The sequence below is a fragment of the Vibrio marinisediminis genome (genome assembly GCF_014050145.1).
Classification (GTDB): Bacteria; Pseudomonadota; Gammaproteobacteria; order Enterobacterales; family Vibrionaceae; genus Vibrio; species Vibrio marinisediminis.
Window position 1 is genome coordinate 1 of sequence record NZ_JACFYF010000359.1, and the last position, 234, is coordinate 234.

The 234-nt window shown below is 67.5% G+C and carries 1 pseudogene; it reads right to left on the bottom strand.

Annotation, left to right across the window (positions count from 1 at the left end):
* Positions 1-234: pseudogene (locus H2O73_RS24345) on the bottom strand (hypothetical protein); the annotation flags it as partial.

Sequence of the window (234 nt, forward strand, 5' to 3'; positions counted from 1 at the left end):
GGTCATGGTCGTGGCCGTGGGAATGGCCGTGATCGTGCCCGTGATAATGGTGGTGATGGTCGTGCCGCGCCTGCGCCTCCAACCGGCACATTCCGGTGCAGAACGTGTCGCAGAGCGTGCAATCGGCCACATTCGAACCCGGGGCCGAGGCGCCCTGCCCTTCGACGTGGTGATGGTGGCTCTCCTGCACGGCGCCGACCTCGCCCTCGAAGCCCAGCACGGCGGTGCGGTACT